The following is a 15,580-nucleotide window of genomic DNA, read 5'->3' as shown; positions in this document are numbered from 1 at the left end:
TAAGGTCCCATCCGTTACATGTTTCGTCATCGGCTGTTCCTCCAGTCAGCCAAAAAAACGAACCCGTCTTCATCGAGACGGGCGCGCAGTCAGGTTCGATGCTGCCGCTTGGCGGCATCAAGGAAGAGAAAAGGCAAAACGGATGATTACGACCAAATCCCTGCGTCCCTCCCTCAAGACCGTTCTGAAGGCCTCGACGGTTGCCGGCCTTGCTGCCGTCATGTTGAGCTCCGGTCTGCCGGCGCGCGTTTCCCAATCCTTTGCGGAAGCAGTCAAGGTGGAAGCGCCCTCGGTGCCGAGCTTTGCTAATGTCGTCGACGCGGTCTCGCCCGCCGTCGTTTCGGTTCGCGTCCAGTCGCGCATCAATCCGGTTACCGAAGATGGCAGCGACTTCACCTTTGGCTTCGGCGGCCGTGGCTTCGACGAACTGCCGGACGATCACCCGCTGAAGCGCTTCTTCAAGGAATTCGGCCCGCGCGGCGATGACCATAGCGAGCGCGGCGGCCCGGGTCGCCGTGGCCCGCATGGCGAAGGTCGCCTGCGTCCGACGTCCCAGGGCTCGGGCTTCTTCATCTCCGAAGACGGCTATCTCGTCACCAACAACCACGTCGTTTCCGACGGCGCGGCCTTCACCGTCATCCTCAACGACGGCACCGAACTCGATGCCAAACTGATCGGCAAGGACAGCCGCACCGATCTCGCCGTGCTCAAGGTCGATGACAAGCGCAAGTTCACCTATGTCGGCTGGGCCGACGACAGCAAGGTCCGCGTCGGTGACTGGGTGGTTGCTGTCGGCAATCCGTTCGGTCTCGGCGGTACCGTGACCTCGGGCATCATCTCCGCCCGTGGCCGCGACATCGGCTCCGGCCCCTATGACGATTACTTGCAGGTCGACGCTGCCGTGAACCGCGGCAACTCGGGTGGTCCGACCTTCAATCTCTCCGGCGAAGTGGTCGGCATCAACACGGCGATCTTCTCGCCGTCGGGCGGCAATGTCGGCATTGCCTTTGCGATCCCCGCGGCCGTTGCCAAGGATGTGGTTACCGACCTGATCAAGGACGGTTCGGTTTCCCGCGGCTGGCTGGGCGTACAGATCCAGCCCGTCACCAAAGACATCGCTGAATCGCTCGGCCTTGCGGAAGCAAGCGGCGCGCTGGTCGTCGAACCCCAGGCGGGTTCGCCGGGTGAAAAGGCCGGCATCAAAAAGGGCGACGTGGTGACTGCGCTGAACGGCGACACCATCAAGGATCCGCGCGATCTCGCCCGCAAGGTTGCCGCCATCCGCCCGGGCACGACCGTTGACCTGAGCCTCTGGCGCAACGGCAAGTCCGAAAGCGTCAAGCTGGAGATCGGCACGCTGCCGAAGGATGACAAGGAGGCCGCCAAGAGCCAGGACAGCCAGTCCGAGGAAACGCAGCCTTCGAGCGAGCAGGCCCTGGCTAACCTCGGCGTCACCGTCGTCCCGTCCGATGACGGCAAGGGTGTCACCATCGCCTCGGTCGATGAGGACTCCGATGCCAGCGATCGTGGCCTGAAGACGGGCGAGAAGATCGTCTCCGTCAACAATCAGGAAGTGAAGTCCGCCGACGATATCCTGAAGGTCATCAACGCTGCCAAGAAGGACGGCCGTAGCAAGGCGCTCTTCCAGATCGAGGCAGAAAACGGCAGCCGCTTCGTGGCCCTCCCGATCGATCAGGGCTGATCGCGGCAGTCAAATGAATGACCGGAGCGCCGCGATTTCCACGTGATTTCGCGGCGCTCGCCGTTTCGAGCGGGAAAACTGTGTGCGGTGTTCCGCCCGCATCCCGCTCTCACCGACGAGAATCGATCACCATGAGTTTGGTCCGATCCGGCCGATACCATCGTGATCGAGGGCACTCGCCAATCCGGTGGCGGAAAGCCGAAACCGGTTGAGACAGACAGGGGTCCGGGACTATGGTCGCGCGTATGAAGATTCTTATCATTGAAGACGATCTCGAGGCGGCAGCTTATCTGGCGAAGGCCTTCCGTGAGGCGGGTATCGTTTCCGACCACGCCAGTGACGGCGAGAGCGGTCTCTTCATGGCCAGCGAGAACAACTACGACGTTCTGGTGATCGATCGCATGCTGCCGCGCCGCGACGGCCTGTCCGTCATCACCGAGCTCAGGCGCAAGGACATCCACACACCGGTGCTGATCCTCTCCGCGCTTGGGCAGGTCGATGACCGTGTCACGGGGCTTCGTGCCGGCGGCGACGACTATCTGCCGAAACCCTATGCCTTCAACGAACTGCTGGCGCGTGTCGAGGTGCTCGGCCGCCGCAAGGGCACGCCCGAACAGGATATGGTCTACCGCGTTGGCGATCTCGAACTCGACCGCCTGTCGCATTCGGTGCGCCGACAGGGCAAGGAGATCCCGCTGCAGCCGCGCGAGTTCCGCCTGCTCGAATATCTCATGAAGAATGCCGGCCAGGTCGTCACCCGTACCATGCTGCTCGAAAATGTCTGGGACTATCACTTCGACCCGCAGACCAACGTGATCGATGTGCATGTGTCGCGGCTGCGTTCGAAGATCGAGAAGGACTTTGACGTGCCGCTGCTGCGCACCGTGCGCGGCGCCGGCTACATGATCAAGGATGACCGGGCCTCCGCATGAGCAAGCTTCGCGTTCTCTTCAGAACGACCGCGGTTCGGCTTTCCGCCCTTTATCTCATTCTCTTTTCGCTCTGTGCAGCCTTTCTGGTGTTCTATGTCACCGGCATGTCGGAGCGGTTGCTGCAGCAGCAGACCCGTGACGCCATCACCGCGGAGGTGACGCAGATCGAGCAGGTCTACACGCGGGCCGGCATGAACGGCCTGCTGCGCTCGCTCGAGCGGCGCGCGCGGCAGCCGGGCGCCAATCTCTATGTTATCGCCGGGCCGAGCGGCGAGATCCTTGCAGGCAACGTCGCGAGCCTCGAGCCCGGACTGCTCGACAGCGAAGGTTGGACCGAACGACCCTTTGCCTATCAGCGCTATACGGACGAGACGAAGAAGGACAGTCATGTGGCGCTCGCCCATGTGCTGGTGCTCGACAATGGCCTGCGCATTCTCGTTGGCCGTGACCTTCAGGAGCCGCAGAAGTTTCGCGCTCTGGTGCGTCAGGCGCTCATGGTAGCGCTCGGCGTCATGGGGCTTGGCGCGCTCGTCATCTGGTTCGGCATTGGCCGCAATGCCCTGAAGCGCATCGACCGCATGTCGGAGGCGAGCACCAAGATCATGGCCGGCGATCTCTCGCAGCGCCTGCCGATGAGCGGTTCCGGCGATGAGTTCGACCGGCTGTCGGAATCGCTGAACGCGATGCTCGGCCGTATCGAGAAACTGAACGAAGGTCTGCGCCAGGTCTCCGACAACATCGCCCACGACCTGAAAACGCCGCTGACGCGGCTGCGCAACAAGGCCGAAGCAGCACTCGCCCGCAAGGGCACGAGCCAGCGTGGCGCGCTCGAAGAGATCATCGGTGAGTCCGACCAGTTGATCCGGACCTTCAATGCGCTCCTGATGATCTCGCGCGTCGAGGCCGGCTCGTCCGCCGCCGAGATGAGCGAGATCAACCTCTCGCAGATCGTTGCCGATTGCGTCGAGCTCTATGAGCCTGTTGCGGAGGATGTCGGTCTGACGCTGGAAGCCGCAGTCGCGCAAAACATCACAATCTCCGGCAACCGAGAACTGGTTGGCCAGGCGCTCGGCAACCTTATCGACAACGCGATCAAGTATGCCGATGGCGCCGACAATCCGCTGATCAGGGTCTCGCTGGAAAAGCGCGATAGCCATGTACTCTTGTCCGTCGCCGATCACGGGCCCGGCATACCGGCAGCAATGCATGACGAGGTGGTCAAGCGCTTCGTTCGCCTCGATGAGAGCCGGTCCAAGCCGGGCACGGGCCTCGGATTGTCCTTGGTCGAGGCGGTCATGGAGATGCATCACGGCTCGCTGCGTCTCGCCGATACCGATCCGGCGGCGGGGGATGGTGGCAAGGGTCTGACGGTGCAGATGGTTTTCCCTGCGGCTGCAACCTGATAGACCGGTTCCTTGAGAACAGGAGACGAGCGCGGCTTGCCGCTGCTTTGGATGTGCAGGCTGTAGGCAAGGGGAGAGGGCATGCAGGACCAGGTGCAGCAGTGCTGGGAGATCGAGACGGCGCCGATCCGGGCGCCAAGCCAGGCCGACGCCAAGGCAGCGCTCTCGGTGCTGAAGGACATGGCGAAGGGCCATGACAGGATCGCCAGCCTGCTGGCTTCCGACGGCCCGTTCAAGACCTTCGTGGTCGCAGCCTTCGCGCTGTCGCCTTTCCTGCGCGACACGGGCGACAGCCGCCCGGCCATTCTCGAAGAACTCCTGTCCACCGATCTGACGGCCTTCCTGGCCGAACGGGTGCGCCGCGCCCGCGATGCCTGGAAGCCCAACGAAGGCGGCGCGGCCCTGCCGGACACGGAGATCATGGCGCGGCTGAGGCGGGCCAAACGCGAGCTCGCCTTTGCCGTGGCGCTCGCCGATCTCTCCCGGCACTTCGACGGCCGCGAAACCACGCGCTGGCTCAGTGATTTTGCTGGTGCTGCCGTCTCCGCAACCATCGATCACCTGCTGCTGAGCGCGCACGAGAGCGGCAAGCTGATCGTCAAGGACGTCGCCAACCCCAGCATCGGTTCCGGGGTCATCGTGCTTGGCATGGGCAAGCTCGGCGCCTTCGAGCTCAACTATTCCTCCGATATCGATCTCGTCGTCTTTTACGATCCGCAATCCGGCGTCATCGTCGACCGCGACGATGCCTCGGAGACCTTCGGCCGGCTGCTGCGCCGGCTGATCCGCATCCTGCAGGAGCGCAGCGGCGACGGCTATGTCTTCCGCACCGACCTGCGGCTGCGCCCCGACCCAGGCTCGACGCCGCTCGCGATTCCAGTCGAGGCGGCGATGCTCTATTACGAGAGCAGGGGGCAGAACTGGGAACGGGCCGCCTTCATCAAGGCGCGGCCGGTCGCCGGCGATATCGAAGCCGGTGAGCGGTTCCTCAGGGAATTGGTCCCCTTCGTCTTCCGCAAATATCTCGACTATGCGGCGATCGCTGACATTCATTCGATCAAACGGCAGATCCACGCCCACAAGGGCCACGGCGAAATCGCGGTCAAGGGACACAACATCAAGCTCGGCCGCGGCGGCATCCGCGAGATCGAATTCTTCGTGCAGACGCAGCAGTTGATCGCCGGCGGTCGCATGCCGGAGCTACGCCAGCGCGCCACCGAGCCGATGCTGCGCGCCCTGGTCAAGGCCGGCTGGATCGACGAGGAGACGGCGGATGAACTCGTCGAGGCCTATTGGTTCCTGCGCGACGTCGAGCACCGGATCCAGATGGTACGCGACGAACAGACCCATGTGCTGCCCGAGACCGAAGCGGAGCTGAAGCGCATCGCCTATATGCTTGGCTTCGACGATACGGCCGCCTTCTCGAAGGCGCTTTCGCGCGTGTTGAAGACGGTCGAGCGCCGCTACGCCCAGCTCTTCGAGCAGGAGGCGAAGCTTTCGACCGAGACCGGCAATCTCGTCTTCACCGGCCAGCGCGACGACCCGGATACGCTGGAGACGCTGAAGAAGCTCGGCTTCCAGCGGCCGTCGGACATTTCCCATACGATCCGCACCTGGCACTATGGCCGCTACCGCGCGACGCAATCGGTGGAAGCGCGCGAGCGCCTGACCGAACTGACGCCGGAGCTTCTGCGCGTCTTCGGCGAAAGCCGCCGAGCCGACGAAGCGCTGCTGCGCTTCGACAATTTCATTTCCGGCCTGCCGGCGGGCATCCAGCTCTTTTCGCTGCTCGGCAACAATCCGGGCCTCCTGTCGCTGATCGTCAACGTCATGTCGTCGGCGCCGCGGCTTGCCGAAATCATCGCCGCGCGCCCGCATGTCTTCGACGGCATGCTCGATCCGGGCCTCCTTGCCGAATTGCCGACGAGGGACTATCTCGCGCCGCGTATTGCCAATTTCGTCGGTGGCGCGCGACACTATGAGGAAGTGCTCGACCGCCTGCGCATCATTGCCGCCGAGCAGCGCTTCCTGATCGGCATCCGGCTTTTGACCGGCGCCATCTCGGGGGCACAGGCCGGCCGCGCCTTTACCGATCTCGCTGACCTGATCATCGCCGCGGCGGTGAAGGCGGTGCAGGACGAGATTGGCTCGGTACACGGCGATTTCCCCGGCGGCCGCATCGCCGTCGTCGGCATGGGCAAGCTCGGCAGTCACGAGCTGACCGCGGGCTCTGACGTCGATCTGATCCTGCTTTACGATTACGATGAGGCGGCGACCGAGTCCGACGGCCCCAAGCCGCTCGACCCGACGCGCTATTTCACGCGGGTAACGCAGCGCCTGATCGCCGCACTTTCCGCGCCGACGGCAGAGGGCATTCTCTACGAGGTCGACATGCGGCTTCGTCCGTCCGGTAACAAGGGGCCGGTCGCGACGAGGATCAATGCCTTCGCCAAGTATCAGCGCGAAGAGGCCTGGACCTGGGAGCATCTGGCCCTGACGCGGGCGCGCTGCATCTCTGGCGACGAAAGGCTGATCGCCGAGGCCAATGCAATCTTTGCCGAAATCCTCGGCCGTAAGCGAGATGTTGCCAAGGTCAGCGCCGACGTGATCTCCATGCGCGAGATGATCGACAGCGAGAAGCCGCCGAGCGATATCTGGGATTTCAAGCTGATCCCGGGTGGTCTCGTCGATATCGAGTTCATCAGCCAGTACCTGGCGCTCGTTGCGCCCGCGAAGGGCATTCAACCGCTGACATCAGGCACGAATACGGCCGATGCACTGAAGCTGCTCGGCGACTCCTTGATGAACCCCAATGATCTCGATGTTGCTCTGGAGGCGCTGCACCTCTTTACCGAGTTGTCGCAGATCGTGCGGCTGTGCATCGAAGGAGAGTTCGAGCCGAAGGAAGCGCCGGCCGGGCTGATCGATCTCGTCTGCCGGGCAGGGGACTATCCCGACCTGAAGACACTGGAGGGAGATATCCGGCGGCTGTCGAAGTCCGCGCGGCGTGTCTTCCAATCGGTCGTTTCGGCGTGATGGAGTGCCTCAGGCTCGGTCGGGGATTCTGACCGAGATGATCGTACCGACGTTTTCCGTCGAGTGTATTTTCATGCTGCCGCCATGCAAGCGGGTGAGCGAGCGCGATATCGCCAGCCCGAGGCCCGAGCCACCCTTGCTCTTGGCATATTGGCTCTGCACCTGCTCGAAGGGTTGCCCGATCTTCTGAAGCGCGTCGCGCGGTATGCCGATGCCGGAATCGGCGATCGTCAGCGTCACGGCGCCGGTCACCTTGCGGGCACGAAGCGAAATGCGCCCGCCTTCATTGGTGAACTTCACCGCATTCGAAAGCAGGTTGAGCAATATCTGCTTCATGGCGCGGCGGTCGGCAATCATGGTGAGACCCGACGAGATCTGTTGCACCACATGGATGTTCTTCTGTTCGGCCGGTATTGTGGTGAAGCGCAGCGTCTCTTCGATCAGCGGCGCCAGATCGATCGTCTCGCGGCTGATGCGCATGTGCCCGGCCTCGATCTTCGACATGTCGAGTATGTCGTTGATGACGTTGAGGAGATGTTTGCCGCTCTCGTGGATGTCGCGCGAGTATTCGTTGTATTTCTCCGAGCCGAGCGGTCCGAACATCTGGTTTTGCAGGATTTCCGAGAAGCCGAGGATGGCGTTGAGCGGCGTGCGAAGCTCATGCGACATGTTCGCCAGGAATTCCGACTTGGCGCGGTTGGCCGCCTCGGCGCGTTCCTTTTCCGCCTGGTAGTTGGCGTTGGCGATCGACAGTTCGGTCTTCTGTCGCTCCAGCGTCATGCGCGACGCCGAAAGGTCGCCGATCGTCGCCATCAGCCGCCGCTCGGATTCGCGCAGGCGTACCTGATGCCGCTTCAGGAGGGTGATATCGGTGCCGACCGAGACGAGACCTCCGTCGCGCGTGCGTCGCTCGTTGATCTGCAGCCAGCGTTCGTCGGCAAGCTGAACCTCGGTCGTCTGCGACTGGTTGCTGCGATCGGGATCGGCGATGCGCCGTTCCACCACCGGCCGCGCCGCGGCCGTTTGGACGGCGATGCGCTCGGTGCCCGGAACGAGCACGTGATCGGGAAGCTTGTAGGCTTCCTGGAAGTGGGTGTTGCACATGACGAGGCGGTCATGTTTGTCCCAGAGGACGAAGGCCTCCGACGTACATTCGATCGCGTCGGCGAGCCGTTGGTCTGCTTCGGCGTAACGTTGGGCAAGTCGGTGCTGCTCGGTCACGTCCATGGCGATGCCGATCAGGTGCGCCCGCCCGGAAACGGTACGGATGATTTCCGCGCGGGCACGCAGCCACACATAGTGGCCGTCCGCATGTCGCATGCGGAAAACCTGGTCGATCTGGCGCGCGTCGCCACGCGCTATGGTCCGCGCCACGCCATAGATGCCGCGATCATCCGGATGCATCAGCCGCGCGGCGTCACCGAAGGAGAGCACGCTGTTTTCTCCGGGCATGCCGAGCATTTCGTACATCGAGCGCGACCAGAACAGCCGACGGTTGGCGAGGTCGAAATCCCAGAGGCCGCAGCGGCCGCGCGACAGCGCAGTCTCGACGCGTAGGTTGGATTCGGCAAAGACCGAGTCTGCGTCGCGAGCCCGCTTGGCCTGGATGTAATAGGCATAGAGCACCATCAGCAGGATGGCGGAGATGCCGGCAAAGAGCGTCACGTTGAGCGAGACTTCATCGCGCCAGGTGGTTTCGAGCTGCGTCACCGGCGTTGCGGCCAGCACCACTCCGGCCGCGTCAGGCAATTGCGCCAGTGCCACGATATGGTCGACGCCGACGATCGGCGTCTTCATGACGCTGGAGTGCTCGCCGAAATATTGCAGCGTCGCGATGTCGGGTGCGACGGCCGCGAGCGTCCGACCGATGAGCGGCCCGTCCTCCTGGGTGCTGGCGAAGATCCGGCCGTCCCTGCGGACTGCAAGGATGAACGTGCCGGGATCGAGCATGCCGGTGGGCAGATAATGGCTGAAGCGTTGCTCCACGTCCGAGCGGCGGCTCTGGTCAAAAAGGACAGCGCCGTCCGTCTGGAAGGCCGCAACGGCGGTTGCCGCCGCAAGCCCGACCGTCTGGCGCGAACTCTCTTCCATGCGGGCATGCTCGTCCATGATGCTGGACATGCGCGAGACCGCCACGATGATCAGGAATGCGATGATGAGGATCGGGATGGAGCGCTTGAGAATCGGCTCTGCGCTTGCCAGTCGCCGCGAGGTCGGTCCGGCAAAGATCTTCGCATGCGAGATGAACTCTTGCTCCAGGCGGCCGGCAAGCCCCGGAAACTTGAGTCGCAACCGCCCGTCGGCTGCGCTCGCCTGTCGCGCGTCCGCCATCTTTCCCAATTCTCAAAACCCTCTGATGATTCGGCGCGCCGCTCGCCCGAATCTGACTCAATGAATCACAGGGCGATTCGCCTTGTCCAGAGGCGCTGGTAAAGATTTCTTAACCATTTCTTATCGTTGGGAAATAATAGGCCGGGCCGCGCAAGCGGCCCGGCCCTGAAGAAAATCAACGGGTTCTACAGCACCGCGCGTCTTATGAGACGCGCAAAGGTTGCTGTAGCACTTTGGAAGTACTGCATGTTTTTGTCCTTTAATCGGCGACGATTTAAGGAAACATGCAGTAGGCTTCAGGCCTTGAGCATGCGCTCCACGATATCGCCGACATCGGCCGAAAGCCTCGGCGCTCCGGCAATCTCCTTCAGCGCCTTGCGGGCATGACCGGCGCGCTTGTCCTCGAGCGAGCGCCAGGAGCGCATCGAGGTCAGGATACGCGCCGCAAGCTGCGGGTTGCGCGGGTCGATGTCGAGGATCTGATGCGCGAGAAAGCGATAGCCCTCGCCATCGGCGCGGTTGAAGCCGGTCGGGTTGGCGAAGGCATAGGTGCCCACCAGCGAGCGCACGCGGTTCGGGTTGTTGCCATTGAACAGCGGTTCCGCCATCAGCGCCTTGACGCGGTCGAGTGTGCCGGCTCCGGGGATCGTCGCCTGAACGGCAAACCACTTGTCGATGACCAGTGCGTTGTCGGCGAAACGCGCGCGGAAGGCCGCAAGCGCTTCCGCGGTCTCGGCGGCATCCGGAAAGCGGTGCGCAAGCAGCGCCAGCGCATGGCTGAGATCGGTCATGTTGTTGGCGGCGGCAAAGGTCTCGGCGGCGCGCCCCGGTCCTTCGTCGCCCTGGACGAGGTAGGTGAGCGCACTGTTGCGCAGTGCCCGGCGACCGGCGCTTGCGGCGTCCGGGCTGAAAGCGGCCGTGGAGACGAGGTCGTCGGCCAAGTTGAGGAACGTGTCGCGCCCGGCGGCGGCAACGGCCGTCAGGATTTGCTGACGCGCGGCGTGGATTGCATCCGGATCGTTGTTGGTGCCGATCTCGCGCGCGATGTCGGATTCGCTCGGCAGTGCCAGGGCCTGGGAGCGGAAAGCGGGCTCCAGCGTTTCATCCGCGGCAGCGCGGATCAGGCCGTCGATGAGCGCCTTGTCGCAGGTGACCGGCTTTCCGGCGCGAACATTCGCCGTCGCCTCGACCAGATTGCTGAGTGCGATGGCGTTGAGCGCCTGCCAGCGGGCGAAGAGGTCGCTCTCGTGATGCGCGATCAGCGCAAGATCCTCGTCGCTCTGCTCGATGTGTAGGTTGATCGGCGCGGAAAAGCCGCGGTTGAACGACGGCACCGGGCGCGACGGAATGCCGGAGAAGACGACCGTCTGCTTGCGCTCCGTGAGATGCAGGACGTCGCCGGTGATGTCGGCGCCGGAGACCGCGGAAAGGTCGGCTTCGCTGCCGCCTTCGAGCAGCAGACCCATCTTGAGTGGAATGTGCATCGCCTCCTTGGCACCCTGTCCCGGCGTTGCCGGAACGGTCTGCTCGAGCGATAGGGTGAAGGTCTGCTTGGCGGCGTCATAGGCGCCCGAAGCGGTGACGAGTGGTGTTCCCGCCTGATGGTACCAGAGGGCGAACTGGCGGAGGTCGCGACCGCTTGCCGCTTCGAAGCAGGCGACGAAATCCTCGATCGTCACGGCCTGGCCGTCGTGCCGGTCGAAATAGAGGTCCATGCCCTTCTTGAACAGATCGCGGCCGAGGATGGTGGCGATCATGCGGGTGACTTCCGATCCCTTTTCGTAGACGGTCGTCGTATAGAAGTTGTTGATTTCGCGGTATTTCGTCGGTCGCACCGGATGGGCGAGGGGGCCGGCATCCTCCGGGAACTGCTCCGACTTCAGGTGCCGCACTTCCGCAATTCTCTTGACCGCCCGCGAGCGCATGTCGGCGGAGAATTCGTGGTCGCGGTAGACCGTCAGGCCTTCCTTGAGGCAGAGCTGGAACCAATCCCGGCAGGTGATGCGGTTACCGGTCCAATTGTGGAAGTATTCGTGCGCGATGATCGCCTCGATATTGGCATAGTCCGCATCGGTCGCCGTTTCCGGGTCGGCGAGCACGTATTTGTCGTTGAAGATGTTGAGACCCTTGTTCTCCATCGCCCCCATGTTGAAGTCGGAGACGGCGACGATCATGAAGATGTCGAGGTCGTATTCACGGCCGAAGGTGTCTTCGTCCCACTTCATCGAGCGCTTGAGCGCGTCCATGGCGTAGGCCGCGCGTGGTTCCTTGCCGTGTTCGACATAGATCTTCAGTGCGACTTCGCGGCCGGACATCGTCGTGAACGTGTCTTCGACGACGCCGAGATCACCGGCGACGAGGGCGAAGAGGTAGCTCGGCTTCGGATGCGGATCGAACCAGGCGGCGAAATGACGGCCGTCGCCCATGTCGGCGCCGCCGAGATAATTGCCATTCGACAGCAGGAGCGGAGCGGATGCCTTGTCGGCGATGATGTTGACCGTGTAGACGGCAAGCACGTCGGGACGATCGGGAAAATAGGTGATGCGGCGGAAGCCTTCGGCCTCGCACTGGGTGCTGTAGATGCCGTTGGTGCGGTAGAGCCCCATCAGCTGCGTGTTCGTCTCGGGCGAAAGCAGCGTGGTGATGGTGATTTCGAAGGGGGCGGCTTCCGGCAGGCCGCGGATGGTCAGCGTATCGTCGGTAACGTCGTAGAGGGAGGTCGCGAGCTCTTCCTGGTCCAGCAGCAGGCCGGTCATCTTCAGTTCGTCGCCATCGAGCAGCAGCGGCGCCGACGCGTCGACACCTTCGCGACGATGGAAGATCAATCGGGCTTCGACCTTGGTTTCCTTCGGGTCGAGCTCGAAGGTCAGATCCACTCTCTCCAGAACGAAGTCGGTCGGCCGATAGTCTTCCAGATGAATGATCTGGCCAGTATTTGTCCGCATGGTCAGTCCCGCTTGCGCCGTTCTACTGGAGAATTTGTAGTGGGCGCCTGTGATGGTGAAAAGGCCAAGGGGCGAAAAGTCGGATAATGCCACACGATTGTGATGCCGGCGACCGCACTTTCGACAGAAAAGGCATGGCTTCCGATGGTCTTCCCGCTCCCTTATCGGATTGACGTGTATCGAAGTGGGACTAACAAGACATGAATTGGAAAGGTTTTTTTCGCCGCGGCTAAAGAAAGGCCTGACGTCGTTTTGCCAAACGTCAATCGATCAAGAAAAAACGCCATTCATCACGAAGTTTGATCCGACTTTGTTACCGAGCGTCGCTAAGGTGACGAAGTCCTGCGGCGGGGTTCTCCGCTGAAAAATCTCCAAACCAGCCCTCGTGTCTGCTCTGGCCGGCGGAGGCTGTTCGAAAAGTGCCCTCAATGGATGCGGAAGTCGAAAGCCCGATGAAGGGGATCCTGTTCAAGGTCCTTTCCGTCGTCATTTTCGTTTGCATGTCGACGCTGATCAAGGCGGCCGGAAACGAGATCGCCACCGGCCAGATCACCTTCTACCGCTCGGCCTTCGCCATGGTGCCGATCCTCGGTTATCTCGCCTTCCGCGGACAGTTGCGCGATGCCTTCAAGACCGCGGATTTCACCGGCCATATCGCGCGCGGCTTCGTCGGCATTCTCGCGATGAGCTTCGGCTTCTATGGGCTCGTGCACCTGCCGCTGCCTGAAGCCATCGCCATCAGCTACGCCATGCCACTGATTGCCGTTGCCTTCGCTGCGCTGTTTCTCGGCGAGACGGTGCGGCTTTATCGCTGGTCGGCGGTGGTCATCGGGCTGGTCGGCGTGATGATCATCACCTGGCCGCGGCTGACCCTTTTCCGCGAAGGCGGCTTCGGTTCACTGGAGGCGCTGGGTGCTGCATCGGTGCTGATTTCGGCAGCCCTCGGCGCGGTTGCGATGGTGCTGGTGCGCAAACTCGTCAAGAACGAGCGGACCCATACGATCGTGCTCTATTTTTCGCTGTCGGCCTCGGTCTTCTCGCTGGCGACGCTGCCCTTCGGCTGGCCGTCGATCTCGCGCGAGGCCTTTCTGCTCCTGATGGTCGCCGGCTTCTGTGGCGGTGTGGCGCAGATTCTTCTGACCGAGAGCTATCGCCATGCCGACATGTCGACGATCGCGCCGTTCGAATATACTTCGATCGTGCTCGGCCTGATCATCGGCTATTTTCTGTTCGACGATATTCCGACGGCAACCATGCTGATCGGCACCGCCATCGTCGTCGGAGCCGGCATCTTCATCATCTTCCGCGAACATCGGCTCGACCTCGAGCGCCAGGGCGCCCGCAAGCACATGACGCCGCAGGGCTGAGGCGAAGCGCGCGTTCATCTTCCGTCTGTGGCCCTTACGAGTGCTGTTTCTCCCAGGCCGGAACCGTGTCGTCATCGATCAGCGGTTCCTGCGCCATCTGCTGGGCAACAGGGCTCGTCACGTCAGGCCCGGGTGTCGGCACCACGCTCGTTGCCTGGAAATCGGTCTTGGCAACCAGACCCTTGTGCTGTTCGCGCTGAAGGATACGCCAGGCGGCATAGCCGCCATAAAGGGCGAAATAGACGGCGAGAACGAGGAACAGCGCCGCCGGGCCAAAACGGTCCATGACCGGGCCGACCATAAGCGGGCCGGAGATCGTGCCGAGCCCGTAGGTGATCATCAGGCCGGAAGACGTCTCGACATATTCGTTCGGTTTGGCGAGGTCGTTCGCATGCGCGACATTCAGCGCGTAGATCGGAAACAGCACCGAGCCCACGAGTGCGGCGATGACGTAGAGGACCGCCGGTTGGCTGCCGATCGACGCCGACATCACCAGGCAGGAGACGACGCCGACGATACCGCAGCCGACCATGACGATACGCCGGTCGATCTTGTCGGAGAGGCGGCCGATCGGGATCTGTGAGATCGCGCTGCCGGTCAGGAGCGAGGCGAGCAGTGTCGCACCCTCGGCGGTGGAAAGACCGATCTTCTGCGTGAAGACGCCGCCGAGATTGAGCCATGCGCCGGACAGTGCGCCGGCAAGAAAGCCGCCAACGACAGCGACCGGAGAACGGCGGAAAAGCGCAGGGATATCGAACTTCGCCTGCGCTGGTGGCGCGGGCATCGGCGAGGAGGAGAGCGCCGTCGGCAGCAGCGCCAGGGAAAACAGCACGCTGCAGAGCATGAAGAGCGACGTATTGGTCGGGTCGCCGAGCGGCACCATGTATTGGCCGCCTATGGTGCCGACCATCGTGGTGATCAAGTAGAGCGAAAACAACAGACCGCGGTTTTCGTTGGTGACGCGTTCGTTGAGCCAACTCTCGATCACGAGATAGCTGCCCGAGATGGCGAAGCCGGAGATCGCCCGAAACACGATCCAGGCGTGCCAGTCGACGATGAGACCGCAGAGCAGGATCGCGATCGATAGCAGCGTGATCAGCGCGGTGAAGACGCGTACATGGCCGACCCGCAGTACGAATTTCGGGGTGACGACACAGGAGAGCGTAAAGCCGACCGTATAGCCGGTGGCGATGACCGAGACGGTCAGCGTCGACCAGTTCTCGGCGACGGAGCGCACGGGGATCACATAGCTCTGGAGGCCGAAGGCGACCATCATGAGCAGGGTCGATACCATCAGGCTGAAGACGGAAGCGAGGCTGGCCAGCATCGGCGCTCCTGAAAACGTGGCACTTCGCCATCGAAGCCGATGACGAGCAAAGCGCAGGTGGAGCGAGGAACGGTCTGGCAAGGGCCGGATGAGCCTGACACTCCTACAACGCCGCGCGTCTTATCAGACGCGCGAAGGTCGCTGTAGCACTTTGATTTGCTGCATGTCTTCGTCCTTAAATCGAGGCCGATTTAAGGACGAAGACATGCAGCAGGTCGGGACGAGTGTGGCTCTATCCAGTTTTTCGGGCGCTGTCGATTGCGACAGCCGATGGCAAAAAGGCGGTACGCCTCTTTGTCGGCAGCACCTAGAGCATCCCGCTTTTCAAGTGGAATCGCTTGAAGCGGAAAGATGCTCTGGAAACGAGGTGCTAGAGCGACCTTAGTGCGTTCATCTGAACGCACGGCGTTCTAGTGTCCTGATTCAGAAGTTTCTGCCGATTTGTTTTGCACATCGGCGATTTGCAGGGTTGCCAGGCAAAAGCGTTTGATGGTGGCGAGGATATCGTCTGCCGATTTGGTCCATCGGAACGGTTTG

The 15,580-nt window shown here is 62.5% G+C and carries 8 protein-coding genes; 5 read left to right on the top strand and 3 right to left on the bottom strand.

The features are described 5' to 3' along the window. The first annotated feature begins 142 nt into the window (after window positions 1–142). From AC0C6X_RS00040 to AC0C6X_RS00025, 4 genes are all read left to right on the top strand, one after another. Complete coding sequence (locus AC0C6X_RS00040; RefSeq protein ID WP_472951238.1) at window positions 143–1,702, top strand: Do family serine endopeptidase; 1,560 nt, start codon at window positions 143–145, stop codon at window positions 1,700–1,702. A 233-nt stretch (window positions 1,703–1,935) separates the two neighbouring features. Then, window positions 1,936–2,634 carry a response regulator transcription factor gene (locus AC0C6X_RS00035; protein ID WP_472951236.1) on the top strand — a complete coding sequence of 233 codons (699 nt, stop codon included), beginning with the start codon at window positions 1,936–1,938 and terminating at the stop codon, window positions 2,632–2,634. Then, window positions 2,631–4,037 (top strand): sensor histidine kinase, encoded by a 1,407-nt coding sequence (locus tag AC0C6X_RS00030; protein ID WP_173515965.1) that lies wholly within the window; start codon window positions 2,631–2,633, stop codon window positions 4,035–4,037. Before AC0C6X_RS00035 ends, AC0C6X_RS00030 begins: the two co-directional genes overlap by 4 nt. An 81-nt stretch (window positions 4,038–4,118) precedes the next feature. Next, the gene (locus AC0C6X_RS00025; protein ID WP_247957908.1) at window positions 4,119–7,073 is read left to right on the top strand and encodes a bifunctional [glutamine synthetase] adenylyltransferase/[glutamine synthetase]-adenylyl-L-tyrosine phosphorylase; all 2,955 of its coding nucleotides are present in this window, start codon (window positions 4,119–4,121) and stop codon (window positions 7,071–7,073) included. 9 nt (window positions 7,074–7,082) lie between these two features. On the opposite strand, the gene AC0C6X_RS00020 is transcribed toward AC0C6X_RS00025, so the two are convergent. Next, the gene (locus AC0C6X_RS00020) at window positions 7,083–9,413 is read right to left on the bottom strand and encodes a PAS domain-containing sensor histidine kinase (protein ID WP_247957907.1); all 2,331 of its coding nucleotides are present in this window, start codon (window positions 9,411–9,413) and stop codon (window positions 7,083–7,085) included. 287 nt (window positions 9,414–9,700) lie between these two features. Continuing rightward, the gene (gene pepN / locus AC0C6X_RS00015; protein WP_472951233.1) at window positions 9,701–12,349 is read right to left on the bottom strand and encodes an aminopeptidase N; all 2,649 of its coding nucleotides are present in this window, start codon (window positions 12,347–12,349) and stop codon (window positions 9,701–9,703) included. Between the two features lie 428 nt (window positions 12,350–12,777). On the opposite strand from pepN, the gene AC0C6X_RS00010 reads away from it, so the two are divergent. Further along, window positions 12,778–13,716, top strand: coding sequence for a DMT family transporter (locus AC0C6X_RS00010; RefSeq protein WP_472951231.1), 939 nt, complete (start codon window positions 12,778–12,780; stop codon window positions 13,714–13,716). Window positions 13,717–13,750: 34 nt separating this feature from the next. Here AC0C6X_RS00010 and AC0C6X_RS00005 read toward each other — a convergent pair whose 3' ends face one another. Continuing rightward, a complete protein-coding gene (locus AC0C6X_RS00005; RefSeq protein WP_173515970.1) occupies window positions 13,751–15,043 on the bottom strand; it encodes an MFS transporter in 1,293 nt (430 codons plus the stop codon). Window positions 15,044–15,580: the final 537 nt, after the last annotated feature.

The sequence above is a fragment of the Ensifer sp. VA4 genome (genome assembly GCF_055710065.1).
The sequence above is the reverse complement of the archived record's forward strand: the minus strand, read 5'-3'. Positions and strand labels throughout refer to the sequence as shown.

Excerpts from the sequence above, each read along its gene's own strand:
- AC0C6X_RS00040 (WP_472951238.1), top strand. The coding sequence starts at position 143 with ATGATTACGACCAAATCCCTGCGTCCCTCCCTCAAGACCGTTCTGAAG.
- AC0C6X_RS00035 (WP_472951236.1), top strand. The coding sequence starts at position 1,936 with ATGGTCGCGCGTATGAAGATTCTTATCATTGAAGACGATCTCGAGGCG.
- AC0C6X_RS00030 (WP_173515965.1), top strand. The coding sequence starts at position 2,631 with ATGAGCAAGCTTCGCGTTCTCTTCAGAACGACCGCGGTTCGGCTTTCC.
- AC0C6X_RS00025 (WP_247957908.1), top strand. The coding sequence starts at position 4,119 with ATGCAGGACCAGGTGCAGCAGTGCTGGGAGATCGAGACGGCGCCGATC.
- pepN (WP_472951233.1), bottom strand. The coding sequence starts at position 12,349 with ATGCGGACAAATACTGGCCAGATCATTCATCTGGAAGACTATCGGCCG.
- AC0C6X_RS00010 (WP_472951231.1), top strand. The coding sequence starts at position 12,778 with ATGGATGCGGAAGTCGAAAGCCCGATGAAGGGGATCCTGTTCAAGGTC.
- AC0C6X_RS00005 (WP_173515970.1), bottom strand. The coding sequence starts at position 15,043 with ATGCTGGCCAGCCTCGCTTCCGTCTTCAGCCTGATGGTATCGACCCTG.